The organism is Acidovorax sp. GW821-FHT11A03, from assembly GCF_058809075.1.
This window is the reverse complement of the sequence record NZ_JBXASG010000001.1, coordinates 23,945-39,088: the sequence shown is the minus strand read 5'-3', so window position 1 is coordinate 39,088 and position 15,144 is coordinate 23,945. Positions and strand designations below refer to the sequence as shown.

Here is a 15,144-nt window from a genome sequence, read left to right as displayed (position 1 = left end):
CCGATCGCCGCATGTCCCCATCCACCGCCCCGCACCTGCACCCCACCGAGGCCGTGGCCCAGGCCCATGGCGTCAACCCTGACGCAGGCCTGCACGCCGACGAAGCCCTGCGCCGCAGCGCCATCCACGGAGCCAACGAACTGGCGGCAGGGCAAGACCGCCCCTGGTGGCGCCTGCTGGCCGACCAGTTCAAGGACTTCATGGTGCTGGTGCTGCTGGGTGCGGCCGTCATCTCGGGCCTGGTGGGCGAGGTCACCGACACGCTGGTCATCCTCGTCATCGTGGTGCTCAACGCCGTCATCGGCTTTGTGCAGGCCTGGCGCGCCGACCAGGCCATGGCCGCGCTGCGCCAGCTGGCGGCGGCGCACGCCACGGTGCTGCGCAGCGGAGCCGTGCAGGTGGTGCCCGCCAGGGCGCTGGTGCCGGGTGACATCGTGCTGCTGGAGGCTGGCAACCAGATCCCGGCCGATCTGCGGCTGATCGAGATTGCGCAGCTGCAGGTGGATGAATCCGCCCTCACGGGCGAGTCCGTCACCGTGGCCAAGCAGACCGAAGCCCTGGCGGCCGAGGACGTGGGCGCGCTGGGCGACCGCACCAACATGGCCTTCAAGGGCACCACCGCCACCCACGGCCGGGCGCGTGGCCTGGTGGTGGCCACCGGCATGCACACCGAGCTGGGCAAGGTGGCCACGCTGCTCGACACCGGCGACCGCAGCACGCCGCTGCAGTTGCGCCTCGCAGCCTTTGGCAAACGGCTGGCGCTGGCGGTGCTGGGCATCTGCCTCGTGATCTTTGTGGTGGGTGTGCTGCGCGGCGAGGCGCCGCTGCTGATGGCCCTCACCGCCATCAGTCTGGCCGTGGCCGCCATCCCCGAGGCCCTGCCTGCCGTGGTCACGGTGCTGCTGGCTCTGGGCGCGCGCCGCATGGTGGCCGTGCATGCGCTGGTGCGGCGCCTGCCATCGGTGGAGACCCTGGGCTCGGTCACCACCATCTGCTCGGACAAGACCGGCACGCTCACGCAAAACCGCATGCATGCCGAGCTGCTGCTGGCCCACGGTGTGCGCTGGGTGCCCGGCGACCCCCTGCCCGGCCCCGCCCATGCCGAGGCCTTGCGCGCCGCCGCGCTGTGCAACGACGCCACGCTACAGGCGCGAAGCGATGGCGACGCCCCAGGCACGCAGTGGCTGGGGGACCCCACCGAAACCGCACTGGTGCTGGCAGCCCGCTCCGGCGGGATGGACAAGGCCCTGCTCGACATCGAGTTCCCTCGCGTGCAGGAGCAGCCGTTCGACTCCGACCGCAAGCGCATGACCACCTTCCACCGCGTGGCGGACGGCTACGTGGCCTACACCAAGGGTGCGCCGGAGTCGGTCTTGCCCCGGTGCACCGCCCACTGGACGCCCGACGGCGCTGCCGCACTGGACACCGCCAAGGTCCTCGCCGCCGCCCAGCAGCTTGCCGCACAGGGCCTGCGGGTGCTGGCCCTGGCGCGCCGCAGCCACGCCCGCCTGCCCGACACCAACGACATCGACGCGGTGGAAAACCAGCTGGAGCTGCTGGGCCTGATCGCCCTCATCGACCCGCCGCGCGCCGAGGCCCAGGCCGCGGTCCGCGACTGCATCAGCGCGGGCATCACGCCGGTGATGATCACGGGCGACCACCCCGCCACTGCGCGCGCCATTGCGCACCGCCTGGGCATTGTGAAGCGTAGCGATGCCCCGGTGCTTACCGGCGCCGACCTGGCCACGCTCGACGACGCCGCGCTGCGGGCGAAGGTGGAGCAGGTGCAGGTGTACGCCCGCGTGGACCCGGCGCAGAAGATCCGCATCGTCGAGGCGCTGCAGGCCCAGGGCCACTTTGTGGCCATGACGGGCGATGGCGTGAACGATGCCCCGGCGCTCAAGCGCGCCGACATCGGCGTGGCCATGGGCCAGGGCGGCACCGACGTGGCGCGCGAGGCCTCGAGCCTGGTGCTGCTGGACGACAACTTCGCCACCATCGTCGCGGCCGTGCGCGAGGGCCGCCGCATCTACGACAACATCCGCAAGTTCGTGCGCTACGCGATGACGGGCAACTCGGGCGAGATCTGGACCATCTTCCTCGCGCCGCTGTTGCTGCTGCCCATTCCGTTGCTGCCCATCCACATCCTGTGGGTCAACCTGGTCACAGACGGCCTGCCCGGCCTGGCGCTGGCGGCCGAACCGGCCGAGCGCGGCATCATGCAGCGCCCGCCCCGCGCGCCGCGCGAAAGCCTGTTTGCCCATGGCATGTGGCAGCACATATTGGGCGTGGGCCTGCTCATCGGCGGGCTGTGCCTGGCGGTGCAGGCCTGGGCCCTGCACACCGGCCACGCGCACTGGCAGACCATGGTGTTCACCGTGCTCACGCTCGCGCAGATGGCGCATGTCATCGCCATCCGCTCCGAATCCGAACCCATCTGGCGCCTGGGCCTGCTGAGCAACCGCCCGCTGCTCTACGCCGTGCTGCTCACCTTTGCGCTGCAGATGGCCACCATCTACGTGCCCTGGCTCAACCCCATCTTCCGCACCGAGCCGCTGAGCCTGGGCGAGCTGGCTGTGTGCGTTGGCGCCGCGCTGGTGGTACTGGTAGTGGTGGAAATCGAGAAGGCCTGGCGCCGCAGCCAGCAGGCCCGGCGCACCACCCCAGAGCCCATGGACAGCGCCATGGACGAGCCTTCTGACTGAAAGAGCCCACGGCGCACAAGAACGTCATAAGCACATAGCCAACGATTCGATGACGCCACGGGCCAGCAGTGCCAGAATGGCCCGCGCCATCGGCACATCGGCAACGCCCAGCCATGCGTGGAGCCCGGTGGTGCCACTCCCTTCCCTTCAACGAAAGAGACAGCCTTCATGAGAATCGAGACCCTGGCCGTACACGCTGGCTACAGCCCCGACCCCACCACCAAGGCCGTGGCCGTGCCCATCTACCAGACGGTGGCCTACGCGTTTGACAGCGCCCAGCATGGCGCCGACCTGTTCGATTTGAAGGTGCCGGGCAACATCTACACCCGCATCATGAACCCCACCACCGACGTGCTCGAAAAGCGCGTCGCGGCGCTCGAAGGCGGCATCGCCGCGCTGGCCGTGGCCTCGGGCATGGCGGCCATCACCTATGCCATCCAGACCATTGCCGAGACAGGCGACAACATTGTGTCGGCCAGCACGCTGTATGGCGGCACCTACAACCTGTTTGCCCACACCCTGCCGCAGCAGGGCATCACCACCCGCTTTGCCGACCCGCGCGACCCGGCCAGCTTCGCGCAGCACATCGACGCGCGCACCAAGGCGATCTTCATCGAGTCCATCGGCAACCCGCTGGGCAACGTGACCGACATCGCAGCCATCGCCAAGGTGGCGCATGACCACGGCGTGCCGCTGATCGTGGACAACACCGTGCCCAGCCCCTACCTGCTGCGCCCCATCGAGCACGGCGCCGACATCGTGGTGCATTCGCTCACCAAGTACCTGGGCGGCCACGGCAACAGCGTGGGCGGCGCCATCGTGGACAGCGGCAAGTTCCCGTGGGCCGAGCACAAGGCCCGCTTCCCGCGCCTGAACGAGCCCGATGTGAGCTACCACGGCGTGGTCTACACCGAGGCGCTGGGCCCCGCCGCCTTCATCGGCCGCGCGCGTGTGGTGCCGCTGCGCAACACGGGCGCGGCGCTGTCGCCGCAAAGCGCCTTCCTGATCCTGCAAGGCATCGAAACCCTGGCCCTGCGCATGGACCGCATCTGCGAGAACACGCTGGCGCTGGCGAAGTACCTGCAAAGCCACCCCAAGGTGGAATGGGTGCGCTACGCGGGCCTGCCAGACCACCCGGACCACGCGCTGGTGCAGCGGCAATCCGGCGGCAAGGCATCCGGCATCCTGAGCTTCGGGCTCAAGAGCACCGATGCGGACCCGCGGGCTGCCGGTGCACGCTTCATCGACGCGCTGCAGCTCTTCACCCGCCTGGTGAACATCGGCGACGCGAAATCGCTGGCCACGCACCCCGCATCGACCACGCACCGCCAGCTCAACCCCGAAGAGCTGGCCAAGGCGGGGGTGAGCGAGAGCATGGTGCGGCTGTCGGTGGGCATCGAGCACGTCGATGATCTGCAGGCCGACCTGGTGCAGGCACTCGAGGCTGTCTGAGCGTACGGCAACAGCCGGCGCCAGTTGCGGGATACTGGAGGACCTGCCCCGCGAATCGCGGGGCGCTCCCTGATTCAAGATCGCCATGTCCCGCCTATCCCCTCTTGCCCCGGTCACTCTCGGCCTGCTGATTCTGGCCGGCTGCAGCTCCACATCATCCATCCCGCCGCGCGGAGTGGATGTGACCGAATCCCACGTCACCAGCTTCCGCCAGAAGGAGGACGAGCAACTGCTGCAAAAGCAGGTTTCGCCTCCGCTGGATGCGCCTTTGACGCTGCTGGAGGCACCGCTGCCGCGCTACCCGTCCTTCCTCCTGAATGACACCTCGCTCAAAGCGCGCGGCGATGTGACGGTGTCGTTCGAGATCATGCCCAGCGGGCTGGTCGGCACCGCGCGCGTGCTGTCGGGAACGGGGGAGGATGCGCTGCACAAGCCGGCGATCGATGCGGTGCGCCGCTGGAAATTTGCGCCGCTGCTGCGCAATGGGGAGCCCGCCCGCCTGGTGCTGCAGCACACCTTCCGCATGGAACCCTGAGCGCGCCAGATACCGCCGCAAAGCCGCTCATGCGTCACGAGCCAGCCGCACACCCGTGTACTGCCAGCGGGCCGTGGCCGGGAAGAAGTTGCGGTAGGTGCTGCGCGCATGCCCGGGCGGCGTGGCGCAGGAGCTGCCGCGCAGCACGTACTGGTTGACCATGAACTTGCCGTTGTACTCGCCCACGGCGCCGTCGGCCGTGCGAAAGCCTGGGTAGGCGGCGTAGCTCGACTGCGTCCATTGCCAGGCCGCGCCGAACAGCTGCTCCAGGCCATGCGCGCCAGTTGTCCCTGCGGTCTGCGCGGCATGCTCCCATTCGGCTTCCGTGGGCAGGCGTGCGCCCACCCAGCGCGCATAGGCGTCCGCTTCGTAGTACGACAGGTGCACAACCGGCATCGCGCTCTGCACGGGCCGCAGGCCCGCCAGGGTGAACTCGTGCCAGGCGCCGTCGTCCCGCCGGTGCCAGTACAAGGGGTGCCGAAGCCCCTGCGCCACGCGCCAGTCCCAGCCTTCGGCCAGCCAGTGGGCGGGGTTGTCGTAGCCCCCACCTTCCACGAAGGCCATCCATTCCGCGTTGGTCACCAGCCGCGAGGCCAGTGCGTACGGCGCCAGGTAGGCGCGGTGGCGAGGGCTTTCGTTGTCGAAGGCGAAGCCGTCTCCGCCATGGCCCACCTCCACCAGCCCGCCTTCCAGATGCCGCCAGCCCAGGGGCTTGGCCGCCGGCACGAGCGCCTGGTCGCCGACGGGCACCACGGCGGCGCCATAGGCGGGATGCACAGGGTTGCACGACAGCAGGTGCTTGACGTCCGTCACCAGCAGTTCCTGGTGCTGCTGCTCGTGCTGCAGGCCCAGCTCGATCAGCGCACACAGCGCGGCGTTCTGCAGCACGGCGGGCACCAGGCGCGCCATCCGCCGGTCCACATCGGCGCGGTAGGCCAGCACCTCGTCCAGCGGCGGGCGCGTCAGCAGCCCCCGCTGCGGGCGCGGGTGCTTGGCGCCCACGCCGTTGTAGTAGGAATTGAACAGCACGCGGAACGCGGGCTCGAAGGGCGCGAAGCCCGGCTCGTTCGGCTCGAGCACAAAGGTCTCGAAGAACCAGGTGGTGTGCGCCAGGTGCCATTTGGCCGGGCTGGCATCGGGCATGGACTGCGCGCCGCAGTCCTCGGCCGACAGCGGTGCCACCAAGGCCACGGTGTGATCCCGCACGGCCCCGTAGCGCGACAGCAGCACGGCGAGCGGGGAGCAAAAATCCATATCGGTCATACGGGCCCTCAGGGTCTGGCGTGCACCACGGCAAACCAGCCACGGTCGTCCGTCCACGCCTGGGCCTGCGAGAAGCCTGCGCGCGCCAGCATGTCGGTGAACACGTGCAGCGGGTACTTGTAGCTGTTTTCGGTGTGGATGCGTTCGCCCTGGTCGAACCTGCGCCCGCCACCGGGCCAGCGCACCTCGGAGTCAGCCATCGCTTCCAGGTGCATCTCGATGCGCGACTCGCCCGGGTTGAAGAACGCCCGGTGCCGCCACTGGTCCACATCGAAATCGCTGCCGATCAATCGATTCACATGCCGCAGCACATTGCGGTTGAAGGCGGCGGTCACGCCGGCGGCGTCGTCGTAGGCCGCTTCCAGCACCTCCACGTCCTTGGGCAGGTCGATGCCGATGAGCAGGCCGCCGTCATCGTCGATCAGCTCGCGCATGTGGGCCAGCAAATCCAGCGCGTGCGGCGGGTCGAAGTTGCCGATGGACGAGCCCGGGTAGAACACCAGCCGTCCCGTGCGCGGAATGTCCTCGGGCAGGGCCACGCCCTGGGTCATGTCGCCGCCCACGGCCCGCGCGTCCAGCCCCGGAAAATCGTCGCGCAGGCCCCGCACCGCCGCCTGCAGGAAGTCCGCCGAGATATCCACGCCGACGAAGCACGCGGGCTGCACCAGCCGGCACAGCGTGCGCGCCTTCTGGCAGTTGCCAGCCCCCAGCTCCACCAGCGTGCGCCCCGTGCCCACGGCCTGCGCGATGTCGGCCGCATGCTGCTGCATGAGGGCGGTTTCGGTGCGCGTGGGGTAGTACTCGGGCAGGCGGGTGATTTCCTCGAACAGCTGCGAGCCGTGCTGGTCGTAGAAATACTTGGGGGAAATGCTCGCGGGCCGCTGGTTCAGGCCACGCGTGATGTCGTCGTTGGGGCTGGGCAAAGGCATGGGTCTTGAAACGTCTTGCGCGGCAATGCCGCTGGTTCTGTCCGACGGGGCCGTCCCGGGAGCCCAATGCCCGCCAGGCTGCCACGTACCCAGGCAAGGGCGCGAAGCCCCACCGCATCCGCCATTGTGAGCCGAGCCGATGGCGCCGTGTGTAGGCCAAATCCCCATGGCGCGGGCGGGCCTTCGGGTGCGGAAGCCGGCGGCGCAGCCGCCAGGGGCCGCCGCGGGCGGGGTGTACTGCCCGGTACGGGTCCATCTGTACCTTGTGAACGGCGCGCGCCCGGCATACGCTCGCCCTTCCCACGGACTTCTCACAAGGACCCTGCCATGCTTCAGATGCGCCCCAACTGCGAATGCTGCGACAAGGACCTGCCGCCCGATGCCACCAACGCGCGCATCTGCACCTTCGAGTGCACGTTCTGCAGCGACTGCGCCGGCGCCCGGCTGGGCCACGTGTGCCCCAACTGCGGGGGCGACCTCGTGCAGCGCCCGCGCCGGCCCGCCTCCAGGCTGGCGAAATACCCCGCATCCACCGAGCGGGTGCTCAAGCCCCAGGGCTGCGGGGTGATGGCATGACGCTCGCCACCCTGCTGGTCTTCTCGCTGGTGGCCCTGGTGGCCATCGCCACGCCCGGCCCCACGGTGCTGCTGGCGCTGGCCAACGGATCGCGCTATGGCGTGCGCCGGTCGCTGCCCGGCATGCTGGGCGCCGTGGCGTCGGATTTTGTGCTGGTCGGTGCCGTGGCGCTGGGCCTGGGCGCGCTGCTGGCGACGTCCGAGTTCTGGTTTTCGGTGGTGAAGTGGCTGGGCGCGGCCTACCTGGCCTGGCTGGGTTTGCGGCTGCTGCGCTCGCAGGGTGGGCTGGACCTGGCCGCAGCGGACGGCGCGGCCGCCGGGCCTGCGGCCACGCCGCGCGGCATCTTCACGCGCTCTTTCCTGGTCGCGGTGACCAACCCCAAGGGATACCTGTTCTGCTCGGCGCTGATGCCGCAATTCATCGATGCCAGCGCACCACAATGGCCGCAGTACGCCGCCATTGCAGCCGTGTTCGCGGGCCTGGACTTCGCCGTGATGCTGGCCTACGCCGCCATCGGGGCGCGCGCCGTCAAGCTGCGGCACCGCCGCGCGGTGCTGTGGCTGGACCGCTGCTGCAGCGGCGCGCTGCTGGCCCTGGCCGGATCGCTGGCCTTCTACCGACGGACGTAGATCCGTCATAGCCGATGAAAACTGGCGCACCGTCAACGCGAGCGCCACCGTGGATCCGGCTTTGCCGGTCCACCGCAGGCGTCCCCCTCTGGGGGAAGGCGCGAAGCGCCTCAGGGGGAGCCTGGCTAGAACCTCCAGCCCAGGCCCACGCCCACCAGCACGGGGTCTGCCTTGAAGGTGCCCAGCTTGGCGCCGCCTGCCGTCACGTCGGTCTTGATGAAGACCTTCTTCAGGTCGAAGTTGAGGTACAGATTCTTCTGCAGCGGAATGTCCACGCCCACCTGCAGCGCGGGGCCGAAGCTGTTGCGGTCAATGTCCACGCCGGCGGGCAGCTTCACGCCGGAAAAGCGCGTGTAGTTCAGGCCCGCGCCCACATAGGGCTTGAAGCCGGGCGCATCGAAGTGGTATTGCAGCAGCAGCGTGGGCGGCAGGTGCTTGAGCGAGCCGATGGCCGTGCCGGAGGCGCTCAGCGTGTGCTTTTGCGGCACGGTCAGGATCAGTTCGGCCGCGATGTTCTTGTTGAAGAAGTACGTGACATCGACTTCGGGGATGGTCTTGTCGTTGATGGTCAGGCCCAGGGGCGTGCTGTCCTTGTTGGCACTGTCCAGGTGCACGGCGCGCGCGCGGACCATCCAGGGTCCTTCAGCCTGTTGCGCCAGGGCGGCGCCGGAAGCCAGGGCGCAGAGGGCGGCTACTGCCAGCAGGTTCTTTTTCATGGTGATTTCACATCGGTTGGACGGGGACGACCCCCGTGCATCCATTGAACCGCCATGCCCCTCGACCGGCCTTGCCCTATCTCAAGCCCCTCGTATTAACCCTTAGACATACATCAAGAAAAACGGCCTGCCCTTGTCAATGCGCGGCGGATTTCCCGCGCAGGCGCTGCACCAGCGTGACGGCTGCGAGCACCAAGCCTCCCGCCACGATGCCGACCACCGCGTTGAGCAGGTTGGGCACCAGCACATGCCAGAGGGCGCCCACCGGCCATTGCGCGGCGGCCTCGCCAGCGGCATCCACCGCATGGTGCAGCGCGGGCACGCCATGCACCAGGATGCCGCCGCCCACGAGGAACATGGCGGCGGTGCCCGCCACGGACAGGCCCTTCATGAGCCACGGCGCGGCCCGCAGGATGCCCGAGCCCACCGCCCTGGCCAGGGCGCTGGCCTTGCCGTTCAGCCACAGGCCCAGGTCGTCGAGCTTGACGATGCCGGCCACCAGGCCATATACGCCGATGGTCATGATGACCGCGATGCCCGACAGCACGGTGACCTGCTGCACAAACGGCGCCGACGCCACGGTCCCCAGCGTGATGGCGATGATCTCTGCCGACAGGATGAAGTCGGTGCGCACCGCGCCCTTGATCTTGTCCTTCTCGAACGCCACCAGGTCCACCGCGGGGTTGGCATTGGCCAGCACATGGCTTTCATGCTCGGCGGCGTCTTCGTGGGGGGCGTGCAGCAGCTTGTGGGCCACTTTTTCAAAGCCTTCAAAGCACAGGAAGGCACCGCCAATCATGAGCAGCGGCGTCACGGCCCAGGGCGCGAACGCGCTGATCAGCAAGGCCGCGGGCACCAGGATCACCTTGTTGATGAACGACCCCTTGGCCACGGCCCACACCACCGGAATCTCGCGCTCGGCGCGCACCCCCGTGACCTGCTGGGCATTGAGGGCCAGGTCGTCGCCCAACACGCCGGCCGTCTTCTGGGCGGCCACCTTCGTCATGACCGAGACGTCGTCCGCCATGGCCGCGCTCTTCTTGGCGGCCACCTTGGTCATCAGGGCCACGTCGTCGAGGATGGTGGCGATGTCGTCCAACAGGGCAAGCAGGCTGCCAGAGGCCATGGGAAGTCCTTGAGATAGCAATGGAAAAGGCGGCATGCGTGCCGCCGCGCGTGGGCTGGACTATAGCAACGCACGGTCTTCGTTTGCGCCCGCCCCCCGGCCCCGGGAGCCTTTTGCGCAGGCCGTCGCCGTGCCCTCCTCGCGGTCCGCCATGGGGGCTGCGGCGCGCAAGGCGCATACTCGCGCCCTCACCCACCACTTTGGGGTCCCCGGGGCTTGTCCCCCTGCACGGGCTTCACGCCCATGCCATGCCCGGCTACCTGACCAAGCAAGAAGACATCGCCATCACCGGCGCGGCAGACCTGATCATCCGCTCGCTCCTGGACAAGCAGCAGTTTTCCGACCCAGAGGGTGCCGCCGAAGCGCTGGGCATATCTTCCGCCGCCTGGCCGCTGTTCGGCCTGCTGTGGCCATCGGGGGCCCAGCTGGCGCACCGCATGGCCAGCCGCCCCCTGCGAAGCGGTGAGCGCGTGCTGGAGATCGGCTGCGGCCTGGCCCTGGCCAGCCTGGTGTGTCACCGGCGCGGCGTGGACGTGACCGCCAGCGACTGCCACCCCCTGGCATCGGCCTTCCTGCTGGAGAACGTGCGGCTCAACGGCATGTCGCCGCTCAAGTACCGCACCGGGCAATGGGGAGCCGACTTGACCGACACCTGCGCCGATGTGCAAGGCCGGTTCGACCTCATCATGGGCAGCGACGTCCTGTACGAGCGCGACGCACGAGGCAGCCTGGCCAACTTCCTCGACCGCCACGCGACCGAAAGCGCGCAGATCTGGATCGTGGACCCCAACCGCGGCAACCGCTCCGCCTTCAGCAAGCAGATGGCCGCGCTGCGTTTTGACGTGGTGGAAGAGCGCCTGGACCACCCCGCGCTGGCCGATGTTCCGGCGTACAAAGGGCGGCTGCTGGTGTATCAGCGCGCCCCTGCAGTGGCCTGAGCAGGACTTGCCGGGCAGCCCGGCGCGACAGCGCCGCCAGCAGCCCGCCGGGCCCGCGCAGCCCAAACGCCCGTGCGGCCGTGCAAGGGCCGCCAAGCTGCGTATGCGGCGCTTTGCGGGCGTGCACCGGCTGCGCCCCTTCCCGCATGGCAAGCCATTGAGAGAAGGGGGAAGGCGCGAAGCGACTCCGCAGGATGTGCTACGTCACCCCACCCACTTGCGGGCATTGCGCCAGATGCGCATCCAGGGACTGAGTTCGCTGCGATCGCCCGAGGTCCAGCTCATCTGCACGTTGCGGAACACGCGCTCGGGGTGCGGCATGATGGCCGTGAAACGGCCGTCCGCCGTGGTCACGCCGGTCATGCCACCCGTGCTGCCGTTCGGGTTGAACGGGTATTGCTCGGTGGGCGCGCCTTGGTTGTCCACGAAACGCATCGCGGCGATGGCCGCGCCGGCGTTGCCGCGGTACTTGAAGTTGGCATAGCCCTCGCCGTGCGCCACGGCGATCGGCAGGCGGCTGCCCGCCATGCCCGCGAAGAACAGGCTGGGAGACTCCAGCACCTCCACCATCGACAGGCGGGCCTCGAAGCGCTCGCTCTGGTTGGTGGTGAAGCGTGGCCAGTCCTGCGCGCCCGGGATGATGTCCGCCAGCTCGGCAAACATCTGGCATCCGTTGCACACCCCGAGGCCAAAGGTGTCGGTGCGGCCGAAGAAGCCCTGGAACTGCTCGGCCAGCACGGGGTTGAAGGTGATGCTGCGCGCCCAGCCGATGCCGGCCCCCAGCGTGTCGCCGTAGCTGAAGCCGCCGCAGGCGACCACGCCCTTGAAGTCTTCGAGCTTGACGCGGCCGGTCTGCAGGTCGGTCATGTGCACGTCGTAGGCCTCGAAGCCGGCCTCGGTGAAGGTGTAGGCCATCTCGATGTGCGAATTGACGCCCTGCTCGCGCAGGATCGCGACCCGGGGTTTGGCCAGGTTCAGGAACGGCGCCGCCACGTTGTCGGCCGCGTCGAACGTGAGGTGCACGTGCATCCCGGGGTCGGCGGCCGCGCCCGCGGCGGCGTGCTCGGAGTCCGCGGTCGCGGGGTTGTCGCGCTGCTGGCAGATTTTCCAGCTCACGGCATCCCACACCTGGTGCAGGTCGGTGAGCTTGGCGCTGAACACGGCCTTGGCATCGCGCCAGACCTGCAGCTCGCCCTTGCCGGCGTCGATGCTCGACGATTGCGGACGCGTCTTGCCGACGAAGTGGCTGAATCTGGACAGGCCGTGCTCGCGCAGCACCTGCATCACATCGTTGCGCTCTGCGGTGCGCACCTGCAGCAGCACGCCCAGTTCTTCGTTGAACAAGGCCTTGAGCGTGAGTTCTTCACGGCGTGCGCTGACCTGCTGCGCCCAGTTCTTGGCATCCCCGGTCTCCATGCGGCTGTCGCTGATGCCGTCGCCTTCGGTCACGAGCATGTCCACATTGAGCGCCACGCCCACATGGCCCGCAAAGGCCATCTCGGCCGCCGCCGCCAGCAGGCCGCCGTCGCTGCGGTCGTGGTAGGCCAGGACATGGCCCTTGGCGCGCAGCGCGTTCACGGCGTTGACCAGGTTCACCAGGTCCTGCGGATCGTCCACGTCGGGCACCACGTCGCCGCTTTGTTCCAGCGTCTGGCCCAGGATGCTGCCGCCCATGCGGTTCTGGCCCTTGCCCAGATCGATCAGCACCAGGGTGGTGTCATCCTCGGTGGCATCGAGCTGGGGCGTGAGCGTGCCGCGCACGTCGGAGAGCGACGCGAACGCGCTCACGATCAGGCTCACGGGGGACGTGACCTTTTTCTTGTCGCTGCCGTCGTTCCACTGCGTGCGCATCGACAGGCTGTCCTTGCCCACGGGGATGGAGACGCCCAGCGCCGGGCACAGCTCCATGCCCACGGCCTTCACGGTCTCGTACAAGGCAGCGTCTTCGCCGGGCTCGCCACACGCGGCCATCCAGTTGGCGGACAGCTTCACACGCGGCAGCTCGATGGGCGCCGCCAGCAGGTTGGTGATGGCCTCGGCCACGGCCATGCGGCCCGATGCGGGTGCGTTGATCGCGGCCAGCGGCGTGCGCTCGCCCATGCTCATCGCCTCGCCCGCAAAGCCCTTGTAGTCGGCCAGCGTCACCGCGCAGTCCGCCACCGGCACCTGCCAGGGGCCGACCATCTGGTCGCGGTGCGACAGGCCACCCACGGTGCGGTCGCCGATGGTGATGAGAAAACGCTTGGACGCCACCGTGGGATGGGCCAGCACGTCGATCACGGCCTTTTGCAGCGGGACGCCGGTCAGGTCGATGGGCGCGAACTGGCGCTGCACCGTGGCCACGTCGCGGTGCATCTTGGGCGGCTTGCCCAGCAGCACGTTCATGGGCATGTCCACCGGCAGCTTCTGGTCGCCCGCCTCCACGGCGGTGTCCTGCAGCACCAGCTGGCGTTCCTCGGTGGCCGTGCCGATCACGGCGAAGGGGCAGCGCTCGCGCTCGCAGAACGCCTTGAACAGCGGCAACGACTCGGGCGCGATGGCCAGCACGTAGCGCTCCTGGCTTTCGTTGCTCCAGATTTCCTTGGGCGCCATGCCCGATTCTTCGAGCGGCACGGCGCGCAGGTCGAAGCGAGCGCCACGGCCGGCGTCGTTCGTGAGCTCGGGGAAGGCGTTCGAGAGGCCGCCCGCACCCACGTCGTGGATGGCGAGGATGGGGTTGGCGGCGCCCTGCGCCCAGCAGTGGTTGATGACCTCCTGGGCGCGGCGCTCGATCTCGGGGTTGCCGCGCTGCACGGAGTCGAAGTCCAGTTCGGCGGCGTTGGTGCCGCTGGCCATGGAGCTGGCGGCACTGCCGCCCATGCCGATGCGCATGCCCGGGCCGCCCAGCTGGATGAGCAGCGAGCCAGCGGGGAACTCGATCTTTGTCGTCAGGCCCGCGTCGATCACGCCCACGCCGCCGGCGATCATGATGGGCTTGTGGTAGCCGCGCTGCACGCCAGCGACTTCCTGCTCGTACTCGCGGAAGTAGCCCGCCAGGTTGGGACGGCCGAATTCGTTGTTGAACGCCGCGCCACCCAGGGGCCCTTCCACCATGATCTGCAGCGGGCTGGCGATGTGCTCGGGCTTGCCGACCGTGCTGCCCCAGAGCTTGGACACGGTGAACCCCGTGAGGCCGGCCTTGGGCTTGGAGCCCCGCCCGGTGGCGCCTTCGTCGCGGATCTCGCCACCCGCGCCGGTGGATGCGCCCGGGAAGGGAGAGATGGCGGTGGGGTGGTTGTGCGTTTCCACCTTCATCAGCACGTGCTGGGTGGCGCTACTTTTTTGATAGCTGGTAGCGCCCGCTGAATCAGCGGTAGAGGCCATTTTGGCCACGAACCGCTCGACCTCGCCGCCTTCCATGACCGAGGCGTTGTCCGAATACGCGATCACCGTGTGCTGGGGCGCCAGCTGGTGGGTGTTGCGGATCATGCCGAACAGCGATTTGTCCTGCGCCACGCCGTCGATGGTGAACTGGGCGTTGAAGATCTTGTGGCGGCAGTGTTCGCTGTTGGCCTGGGCGAACATCATCAGCTCCACGTCGGTGGGGTTGCGCGCCAGGCCCGTGAAGGCGTTGACCAGGTAGTCGATCTCGTCGTCGGCCAGGGCCAGGCCGAAACGGGTGTTGGCCGCCTCCAGCGCGGCGCGGCCGCCGCCGAGCACGTTGACGTGCTCCATGGGCGCGGGCTGCAGTTCGGTGAACAGCGCGGCGGCGGCGGCGCGGTCGGCCACCACGGACTCGGTCATGCGGTCGTGCAGCAGGGCGGCCACCTGGGCCAGTTGCTCGGCCGTCAGCTCGGGCGCCTTGCCCAGCAGGCCGGCCTTGAGGCTGATGCGGTATTCGGTGATGCGCTCCACGCGGCGGATGGCGATGCCGCAGTTGCGGGCGATGTCGGTCGCCTTGGACGCCCAGGGCGACAGCGTGCCCAGGCGGGGGGTGACGATGATGGCGGTGCCCTCGGCGGGGCCCGCATAGGGGTCGCCATAGGTCAGCAGGGCGGCCAGGCGCTCATGGTCGGCGGGCGTGGGGGGCGCGTCGGTGGCGACAAGGTGCACGAAGCGCGCTGCAATGCCGCTGATCTTGGGGTGGATGGCCTCCAGGGCGGGTTGGAGTTGCTGGGCGCGGAAGGTGCTGAGGGCGTTGCCGCCCGCCAGCGTGGTCATGTGCAAGGTCACGGTAGCGGCCTGTTGGGTGTGAGGGGTACGGTCGAGGCGCCGACCCGGGCCCGGGCTCTGGCC

At 68.9% G+C, this 15,144-nt stretch carries 11 protein-coding genes; 6 read left to right on the top strand and 5 right to left on the bottom strand.

All coding sequences use genetic code 11. The features are described 5' to 3' along the window. Positions 1–11 precede the first annotated feature (11 nt). The 3 genes from AC1RVY_RS00185 to AC1RVY_RS00175 all read left to right on the top strand — a co-directional run bounded on the left by AC1RVY_RS00185 (position 12) and on the right by AC1RVY_RS00175 (position 4,692). Positions 12–2,705: a cation-translocating P-type ATPase gene (locus tag AC1RVY_RS00185; protein WP_492804757.1), complete on the top strand. Its 2,694-nt coding sequence runs from the start codon at positions 12–14 to the stop codon at positions 2,703–2,705. Between the two features lie 168 nt (positions 2,706–2,873). After that, positions 2,874–4,157: an O-acetylhomoserine aminocarboxypropyltransferase/cysteine synthase family protein gene (locus tag AC1RVY_RS00180; RefSeq protein ID WP_492804755.1), complete on the top strand. Its 1,284-nt coding sequence runs from the start codon at positions 2,874–2,876 to the stop codon at positions 4,155–4,157. Positions 4,158–4,242: 85 nt separating this feature from the next. Continuing rightward, positions 4,243–4,692 (top strand): energy transducer TonB, encoded by a 450-nt coding sequence (locus AC1RVY_RS00175; RefSeq protein ID WP_218294576.1) that lies wholly within the window; start codon positions 4,243–4,245, stop codon positions 4,690–4,692. Positions 4,693–4,719: 27 nt separating this feature from the next. Here the strand turns inward: AC1RVY_RS00175 and egtB are convergent, their stop codons facing one another. Beyond that, on the bottom strand, positions 4,720–5,955 hold the full coding sequence (egtB, locus tag AC1RVY_RS00170) for an ergothioneine biosynthesis protein EgtB (RefSeq protein WP_492804752.1): 1,236 nt from the start codon (positions 5,953–5,955) through the stop codon (positions 4,720–4,722). A gap of 8 nt (positions 5,956–5,963) precedes the next feature. Beyond that, a complete protein-coding gene (gene egtD / locus AC1RVY_RS00165) occupies positions 5,964–6,884 on the bottom strand; it encodes an L-histidine N(alpha)-methyltransferase (RefSeq protein ID WP_218340972.1) in 921 nt (306 codons plus the stop codon). Positions 6,885–7,211: 327 nt separating this feature from the next. Between egtD and AC1RVY_RS00160 the strand changes: the two genes are divergently transcribed. Beyond that, positions 7,212–7,460: a DUF1272 domain-containing protein gene (locus AC1RVY_RS00160; protein ID WP_218340971.1), complete on the top strand. Its 249-nt coding sequence runs from the start codon at positions 7,212–7,214 to the stop codon at positions 7,458–7,460. Then, a complete protein-coding gene (locus AC1RVY_RS00155) occupies positions 7,457–8,089 on the top strand; it encodes a LysE family translocator (protein WP_492804751.1) in 633 nt (210 codons plus the stop codon). Before AC1RVY_RS00160 ends, AC1RVY_RS00155 begins: the two co-directional genes overlap by 4 nt. 125 nt (positions 8,090–8,214) lie before the next feature. On the opposite strand, the gene AC1RVY_RS00150 is transcribed toward AC1RVY_RS00155, so the two are convergent. Together AC1RVY_RS00150 and AC1RVY_RS00145 are read right to left on the bottom strand one after the other, a co-directional pair. Continuing rightward, a complete protein-coding gene (locus tag AC1RVY_RS00150) occupies positions 8,215–8,805 on the bottom strand; it encodes an OmpW/AlkL family protein (protein ID WP_218294571.1) in 591 nt (196 codons plus the stop codon). 136 nt (positions 8,806–8,941) lie between these two features. Further along, positions 8,942–9,931 (bottom strand): DUF808 domain-containing protein, encoded by a 990-nt coding sequence (locus tag AC1RVY_RS00145; protein ID WP_218294570.1) that lies wholly within the window; start codon positions 9,929–9,931, stop codon positions 8,942–8,944. Positions 9,932–10,179: 248 nt separating this feature from the next. Here AC1RVY_RS00145 and AC1RVY_RS00140 point away from each other — a divergent pair, with 248 nt between their 5' ends. After that, a complete protein-coding gene (locus AC1RVY_RS00140) occupies positions 10,180–10,869 on the top strand; it encodes a class I SAM-dependent methyltransferase (protein WP_492804750.1) in 690 nt (229 codons plus the stop codon). A gap of 204 nt (positions 10,870–11,073) precedes the next feature. Here AC1RVY_RS00140 and purL read toward each other — a convergent pair whose 3' ends face one another. After that, positions 11,074–15,081: a phosphoribosylformylglycinamidine synthase gene (purL, locus tag AC1RVY_RS00135; RefSeq protein WP_492804749.1), complete on the bottom strand. Its 4,008-nt coding sequence runs from the start codon at positions 15,079–15,081 to the stop codon at positions 11,074–11,076. Positions 15,082–15,144 lie beyond the last annotated feature (63 nt).

Excerpts from the sequence above, each read along its gene's own strand:
- AC1RVY_RS00160 (WP_218340971.1), top strand. The coding sequence starts at position 7,212 with ATGCTTCAGATGCGCCCCAACTGCGAATGCTGCGACAAGGACCTGCCG.
- AC1RVY_RS00185 (WP_492804757.1), top strand. The coding sequence starts at position 12 with ATGTCCCCATCCACCGCCCCGCACCTGCACCCCACCGAGGCCGTGGCC.
- AC1RVY_RS00145 (WP_218294570.1), bottom strand. The coding sequence starts at position 9,931 with ATGGCCTCTGGCAGCCTGCTTGCCCTGTTGGACGACATCGCCACCATC.
- egtD (WP_218340972.1), bottom strand. The coding sequence starts at position 6,884 with ATGCCTTTGCCCAGCCCCAACGACGACATCACGCGTGGCCTGAACCAG.
- AC1RVY_RS00155 (WP_492804751.1), top strand. The coding sequence starts at position 7,457 with ATGACGCTCGCCACCCTGCTGGTCTTCTCGCTGGTGGCCCTGGTGGCC.
- AC1RVY_RS00180 (WP_492804755.1), top strand. The coding sequence starts at position 2,874 with ATGAGAATCGAGACCCTGGCCGTACACGCTGGCTACAGCCCCGACCCC.
- AC1RVY_RS00175 (WP_218294576.1), top strand. The coding sequence starts at position 4,243 with ATGTCCCGCCTATCCCCTCTTGCCCCGGTCACTCTCGGCCTGCTGATT.
- AC1RVY_RS00140 (WP_492804750.1), top strand. The coding sequence starts at position 10,180 with ATGCCCGGCTACCTGACCAAGCAAGAAGACATCGCCATCACCGGCGCG.
- AC1RVY_RS00150 (WP_218294571.1), bottom strand. The coding sequence starts at position 8,805 with ATGAAAAAGAACCTGCTGGCAGTAGCCGCCCTCTGCGCCCTGGCTTCC.
- egtB (WP_492804752.1), bottom strand. The coding sequence starts at position 5,955 with ATGACCGATATGGATTTTTGCTCCCCGCTCGCCGTGCTGCTGTCGCGC.